The 6,526-nt window shown below is 68.4% G+C and carries 6 protein-coding genes; 1 reads left to right on the forward strand and 5 read right to left on the reverse strand.

What is annotated here, in order from left to right; all coding sequences use genetic code 11:
• Window positions 1-13 precede the first annotated feature (13 nt).
• From I5Q34_RS19875 to I5Q34_RS19880, 3 genes are all read right to left on the reverse strand, one after another.
• Entirely contained in the window at window positions 14-1,084 is a 1,071-nt protein-coding gene (locus I5Q34_RS19875) for a terminase (protein WP_234429161.1), read from the reverse strand.
• On the reverse strand, window positions 1,077-1,571 hold the full coding sequence (locus I5Q34_RS34860) for a hypothetical protein (RefSeq protein WP_234429162.1): 495 nt from the start codon (window positions 1,569-1,571) through the stop codon (window positions 1,077-1,079). The genes I5Q34_RS19875 and I5Q34_RS34860 overlap by 8 nt, the downstream gene beginning before the upstream one ends.
• A gap of 70 nt (window positions 1,572-1,641) precedes the next feature.
• Window positions 1,642-2,070, reverse strand: coding sequence for a hypothetical protein (locus I5Q34_RS19880; RefSeq protein WP_234429163.1), 429 nt, complete (start codon window positions 2,068-2,070; stop codon window positions 1,642-1,644).
• Window positions 2,071-2,851: 781 nt separating this feature from the next.
• Between I5Q34_RS19880 and I5Q34_RS19885 the strand changes: the two genes are divergently transcribed.
• The gene (locus tag I5Q34_RS19885; RefSeq protein WP_199893670.1) at window positions 2,852-3,301 is read left to right on the forward strand and encodes a hypothetical protein; all 450 of its coding nucleotides are present in this window, start codon (window positions 2,852-2,854) and stop codon (window positions 3,299-3,301) included.
• 4 nt (window positions 3,302-3,305) lie between these two features.
• Here the strand turns inward: I5Q34_RS19885 and I5Q34_RS34865 are convergent, their stop codons facing one another.
• The gene (locus I5Q34_RS34865) at window positions 3,306-3,464 is read right to left on the reverse strand and encodes an HNH endonuclease (RefSeq protein ID WP_234429164.1); all 159 of its coding nucleotides are present in this window, start codon (window positions 3,462-3,464) and stop codon (window positions 3,306-3,308) included.
• Between the two features lie 1,096 nt (window positions 3,465-4,560).
• On the reverse strand, window positions 4,561-6,372 hold the full coding sequence (locus I5Q34_RS19895) for a recombinase family protein (RefSeq protein WP_307811699.1): 1,812 nt from the start codon (window positions 6,370-6,372) through the stop codon (window positions 4,561-4,563).
• Window positions 6,373-6,526: the final 154 nt, after the last annotated feature.

A 6,526-nucleotide genomic window follows, 5' to 3' on the forward strand; every position in this document is an offset into this window, starting at 1 on the left:
CCCACCCCCAAGATCAGAAGAAGAACACCTGCCCGGACCGCTCCGGCGCCCGGGACCTGCCCGACTCGATCAACCGGTGACGCGCCAGATCAGCGAGCAGGGCGGCGGCGTACGCGTCCACCTTGTGCGCCGACTCCCGGTTCGGCTTGCCGAAGCTCAGCCCGAACCGGTTCGGCCGGCGACGCGTGTTCAGCACATGCCGCCGCAACGTCCTGCCCAGCGGGGACCCGCCCCCGCCATGGCGCACCCGCTGGTTCTCGATCGCCGACACGAGCCGCTCGTTCGCGGCCGTCAGCTCCTGGAGCCCACCGCGCATGTCCCGGCCGACGGCCGACGTCGCCGACGCCTTGACGACCAGCCGGTCACGGAAGTCCGCCGACCACGCATCGATGTACGACTCCCACAGGGCCACGTCGGCGTGGAACGCCAGCACGTCGTACCGCAGGAAGGCGTTGCGTACCGCGCCGTCCACATCGTCCCGGTCCACCGTCCAGCCGTCGCCGGCCGGGCCGTCCGGGCGCTCCCACACCCCCAACGGCACGATGAGACGATCCCGCACGCGCACCGCCACCAACGCAGTGGCGTCGTCGCTCTTCCCGCCGTCGAACCCCAAGGTGATCTCGTCGCCATCATCCAGGGACTCGTCCACCGCGCACGCGTCCCAGTCCTCCGCGGCTATCAGCGCGTCCTCCGCCGTCACCAACTGATTGAGGAACATGCGCTGGCTGCGCGAGCGCGGCATCAGGCCCGAATAGATGGTGGAGATGATCCAGTCCACGTCCAGCCAAGTGGCGTCACCGCGCGCCGCGATGATCCCGGCCCGGAGCTGGTCCGGGTCCGACAGGTCCACTGGTGGGGACTCCACCGAGTCGTAGTACAGGCCGGAATCCCGGGCCTTGCCCTCGGTGATCTTCGACCACGAGTGCCATGTCTGCTCCGCCACCGAGTCTTCGCCGGGTTGCGGCGCGTTGGTGATCTCCATCGTGCGGGCGCTGCCCCCACGGGACTTGCCGACGTTGCCCGCGATCGTGGCTGCCATGTCGTGGCCCTGGTTCGACAACACCCAGTGATGCGTCTCATTCATGATCACAAACGTGGCCCGGTAATCGGCCGCCCTCCAGCGCACGCGGCGAACTGGTGACGGCCTCAATCACCCCACCCCGCGCGGAGTAGATGACCTCTTTGCCCAGGTCGATGCCGTACTCCGCGATGCAGTCAGGCGAGAACATCCCTGGGAACAGCCGCATCGTGTTGCGCGTCTGATCCTTCGAAACCGCGCACACCTGCACCCACGGCGCGGGATGCGGAATCGCCTTCGGCGTACCGTCATCCCGCCAACCGCCGAACCGGCACGGGCCAACGAACTCGACAGCAGCCAGCGAGGCCAGGAACGGATCCTTGCCCCACCCCTTCAACCGCCGGATTGTGCCCTGCCGCCGGACGAACTCACCCCGCTCGTTGATCTCGAACCAGCGGAGCACGATGCGCACTTGCTCCGGGGTGTACTTCCAGGGCCGGCCGGCGTCCGGCCCGTCCGGCTGGAGCAGGTACCGGGCTGTCCAGACCAGCACGTCCCAACCCAGGGTCCGCGTCGGCGGCGGAACTGTGTCCGGCCACGTCCGCACCGGCGTCAGCGATAGATCACTCACCGTCCGCCGCCTTCCGGTACGCGTCCATCAGAGCGACCCGAGCAGCCTCCGCCGGATCCACCCCGCCCGACTCCCGCTCCAGCTCGATCCGAGCCCGGCGACGAGCCCCCTCCGTCGTCAACAGGTCCGTCATCGCGGACATGACCGACGCGAAGAGCTGCGCGGAGAACCGACCGGACGCAAGGTTCCGGCTCATGGCCTCCGCCACGTAGTACGCGGTCGCCCAGTCGCTCTGCTCGTAGAACTGCGACTGCCCCGAATCCCGCAGCGACTTGAACCAGCGCACGGCGATGGGATGCCAGTCGCCCGATGGGCGCGGAACGGTCGGGACCTTCCCGGCCTCCGCTGCCACCAGGGCGGGACCCTCCGGCTGATTGCGCCGGCGACGCTGATCACTGCGCTTCGGCACAGGTCCGGGCATGATGAACACCCCCTCGGGCGTATCAGGGCCCGAGAGGGCCACTCAGCACGTATTTGCGCAGGTCAGAAGGCAAGATCGGGTTCCGGGAACAGGGCCTCACCGGCCCTGGAACCCGTACAGACAGCGACCCGCTATGACGCTTCGGTGAAAATCGGACACCCCAGGGAGACGCCCCCCAGGGTGATCACGGCCCAAAAATTGCTGTTGCAAACGCCGGTTGAGGCTTGATCAGGCTCTAGAGATCACCAGGGTGCGGGCGCTCCCGACGCCGCCGCGACGGACGACGCCCAGCCGCACACCGACGAGCCTCCGCCGCCTCCCCGGCCGTCTTCCGCTTGTGGTGCCAGGCACACAACGTCTGGAGGTTCACCAAGTCGTGATCGTCTCCGGGACGGATGTGGTCCACGTCGGTCCCCGCCTCCGGGCACCGCTCGCCCGTCCGCAGCAGCGCCACACACCGGTACCCGTCCCTTCGCAGCACAGCAGCACGCCGAACAGTCCAGTCCGCCGGGAGACGGCTCCGCCGGTCGCTACCTATCCAGGACAAGGCAACTCCTCTCTTGGATCGGCCCGTACCGTTCGCAGCGTCCGCCGGCCCGGGTCAGGTTCGGGCACCCGGGGATGCTGCAAGGGGGGCGGGGTCGTCGCGGCACGGGGGTACCTCCGAACAAGGGGGATGTGGGGCACGCAACACGGCGTGCGGGCATTCGGCGCGGACAGCAGCCACCAGCCGGGGCATGCTCGGGCCATGCGATGCGTACCGGATGACGTAGAAGCCCTGGTGAAGCAGTGGGTGAAGGCAGCACGTGTTAGGGCCCGCGAGGCAGGTGAACACCCGCCCGTCCCCTACTCGGGACTGTCCCAGACAGACCGGGCTGAACTGTGGCGCGAGGCACAATACTGGCTCGCCCTCGCGAACGGGGACCTCCTAAAAGCCGTCGTCCCGCGGCGTCCGACCGCCGAGGATATCCGGGCGAGGCGGGCCCACCTCACCTCGTGCTGCGCGCGGTTGCACGACCGGATGGAGACACGGGGAGATCTGCTCCCCGAGGGCACACGTGATCAACTTGCCACAGTCGAACAGCGCATCGCCGTCGCCATAGATGTTGTGGAGCACGCCCCCGCCGAGTGGTCACGCGAGGCTGACGCGGCTTGGCACGAGCTGACGCAGTGGGCCCACCGACTGGACACCGACCCGCGGAAGGTCGGCGCGTGGGTGTGGCCCGCCTAGTCGGCTAGCGCGACGCCGAACTCCGAACTCCGAACTCCGTCCGCGTCTTGAGCTGGTGGCAGCCCCGGCACAACACCTGAACGTTCCCGTCCACGTCCTCACCGCCCATGGCCAACGGCCTGACGTGGTCCACGTCCACAGCGGACGCCGGGAACGTCTCCATGCACCAGTCGCACCACGCCGCCCCCTTCTCGTCTATCCGGCGCCGAAGCCGCTCAGCGGCAGCATGCCGGGCCGCCCGGCGTCGTCCCCGCTTCCGCCTCGCCCGCACCGTCGGACGCTGCTCGTGCTCCTGATGGTGCGGGCGGCAGCGTCCTCGGTGCGTCGCCGGCGCCGTGCAGTCGATACAAGTGCTCATCGGTCACCGCCTGGTGCTCGTCCTGGTTGTTCAAGTGCCCGCCCCCGGAGTCGAACCGGGGAACTCTGCGGCCGATATCCCGACGAGCGGGCCGGTACCGCGCACCTCTTCCGTTGGGTCAGCGGGCTCAATCCCCCGTCGCCGCTGCGTAGGCCGGTCAGGGGGCACGCGTGGACGGGATCGAACCGTCTCCTCCAGCCGGTTTCGCCAACCCCCGCCGGGGTCGGCTACTCGGGCCGGCGTGCAACCGCACACCACACGCGTGAGTCTGGTGGGGCCCGAACCAGCGCGGGCCGGGCGGGCAAGGTGGGGGCCGTACGGGCTTCCAACCCCGTTCGGCACACCTGCTGTTGGGCGGGTGGGTTACTGATGGGCGGTACGGCCCCCGCGCGCTGCCCGGACCTCCGCAGACCACCCCGAGTAACGCGGGGTGCGTGATGCGCGGGCAACGCTGGTTCCGAGACACGGGCACTCGGTCCGCCGAAGGTCCCCCTCGGGGTGGGTGCGCGGTAACCCGGTCTCGGAAGTAGTAGGGAGCAGACCTTGCCCGCGCCCTCGGCGGGGCAACGGCTGGTCTTGCTTCCGGATGTAGTAGGGAGCAAGCCTTGCCCGCACGCTTCGGCGAGCCGGAGCGGCTTCTCTCCCGGATGTAGTGGGGAGCAGACCTTGCCCGAGGCCCGATCCTGACGGACTGACGGTTTGGGGCCCTAGTTCGTTTTCTCTTAGGTTTTTCTTAGTGCAACCAAACCAATAGGTAGAACCGTCAGTCCGTCAGGATCGCTCCGCTGTCCGGCCGACGGCCGGGCCCTCGGCGAGCAGCCTCATGCGGCCGTCTGCGGGCGTGAGGAAGCCTCGGGCGACAAAGGCGCGCCCGATGCTTCGCAGGGCGCCTGACTGCCCGTCAGGCGGCTTGTGTGAGGCGTGCGCGGGTGCCCGGGGTCGGGGCGTGCTCGGGCTGGTCCTCTCGCTGGACGCCATCCGCGTTGGCCGTTGCCTCTTCGACGACGGGGTCAAGGTCTCCCTTGATCGTGAAGTTCACGCGCCGGGTGTCGAGTCGTCGCCATCCCGCACGGCTGCCCCGGCAGACTGTGAGCCGTGCCCCGGCTTCGACGAGCATGGCGCGCTTGCCGATGGCGTCAGCGTCGTGCCAGTCGTCGGCGTAGGTGCGGCCGGTCGGGATGATCTCGCGTCGGGGTTCGGTCTTCTCGCGGGATTCAAGTTCCCTGATGCGGGCGCGCAGCCCTGCCGCTTGTTTGTCCCACACTGCCATGAGTGCCTTGCTGTCCTTGTGGTCGCCCTTGGTCTTGATGTGCGCCTCGTACTCAGCGAGGGTGGCGTTCAGCTCGGGTTGGGGGTCGTAACCGGGTATCTCGCGGGTGCGGGTGAACGGGACGGGTCCGACGAGGCGCAGGAACTCCGTGCTCACGTATTCGTCCACCCACGGGGCGCGGATCGAGACGGGGGCGGAGCAGGTGGTTCCCTGGCTGGACGAGGCACACACGTAGCTGTCGCGGTTGCGCTTGTAGTACATGCGGCCCCCGCATCCCGAGCAGTGGATAACGCGCAGCAGGAGTGATGCCGAGTCCTTGCGCTCCGGGGCGCGCCGCTCGCTCTTCCGCTCGCTGGGCTGTTCGGTGTCCTGGTCGCTGTTCTTCGGTGCGAGCAGTGCGCCTACCTGGTCGAATTCCTTGCGTTCGAGGATCGGTGTTTCGGTGATCATGATGGGGTTGCCCTGGTTGTCGCGGACGGGCTTGCCCTTGTGCATCTTCCAGCCGAGCAGGGTTTCCCGCCGGAGCATGCGAATGATCGTCTGAGAGCGCCATTGAGCCGGGGTGGTCTTCTTCCTGCGGCGCCCGGTGGTCACGGCCTGGTCGGCGTCGTCGCCATGCTTGAGCCGGGCCTTGAGCGCCGCCCAGTGCTCGTTCGGCGACAGCACCCCCTCCGTGTTGAGGGTCTGCGCGATGACCTTCGGGCTCTTGCCTTCCAGGAGCATCGCAATGATGCGCTTGATCACCTTCACGGCTTCGGGATCGGGGACGAGCGTCCAGCCGCTCCCGCCGTGCTTCGCGGGCATGGGGGCGGGCATGTAGCCGTACGGGGCCTGTCCGCCGCCCCTCCAGCGCAGGGCCATGGTGCGCATGGCTGCTTGTGCGCCGGTGACGCGCTCTTTGATGTTCTGGGCTTCGACCTGTGCCGCGAAGGCGAGCATGACCATTTGCAGTTCGGCCATGGGGTCCATGGGGTTGCGGAAGTCGAAGACGAGCCGCCCGCCGCCGACCCCTTCGGCGAACACGAGGATCTTGCGGTGGGCGCGGGCCCACTTGGCAAGCTCGTGCATGTCGGCCATGGACCGGATGGCCCGGTCAAAACGCCAGAACACCAGCGCATCGAAGGTGTCGGGCAGGGACAGCCACATGCCGAGCTGTGGCCGGTCGAAGGGGGACGTCTTGCTGGCCGACACGTCAAGGTCTACGGCCTCGCGGAGGTCATCTCCCTCGCCGAAGAGGATGCCAAGGGAGGCGGCGGCCAAGTCGGCGGCTTCACGCTGCCGCTCCGGGCTGGTCGTCTCGTCGGTCAGGACGGATAGGCGGATGCAGCGGACTCCGCGCAGGGTCTCGGTGGCGAGGATCCCGGGGAGAGCATGGTTCGTGTCCATGCTCTCCGTAGGGAGCGGAGCTTGCCTAGCGTCCTTGACCTGCGACGATGCCGCCACGTGTGATCACTCCAGAACACCTAGTCTGGAGCTTCGGGATTCACCGTTTCCCGGGGCAGGCCCCGGACCCCAACCGCCCTCCGGGCGGTGGCGGGGGCTGCGCCCCCTGCACCCCCGAAACCGCGCTTCGCGCGGTTGTCCTCAAACGCCGGAC

It is taken from the genome of Streptomyces sp. AV19 (genome assembly GCF_015999245.1).
Lineage (GTDB): Bacteria > Actinomycetota > Actinomycetes > Streptomycetales > Streptomycetaceae > Streptomyces.

Excerpts from the sequence above, each read along its gene's own strand:
- I5Q34_RS34865 (WP_234429164.1), bottom strand. The coding sequence starts at position 3,464 with ATGGAGACGTTCCCGGCGTCCGCTGTGGACGTGGACCACGTCAGGCCG.
- I5Q34_RS19875 (WP_234429161.1), bottom strand. The coding sequence starts at position 1,084 with ATGAATGAGACGCATCACTGGGTGTTGTCGAACCAGGGCCACGACATG.
- I5Q34_RS19880 (WP_234429163.1), bottom strand. The coding sequence starts at position 2,070 with ATGCCCGGACCTGTGCCGAAGCGCAGTGATCAGCGTCGCCGGCGCAAT.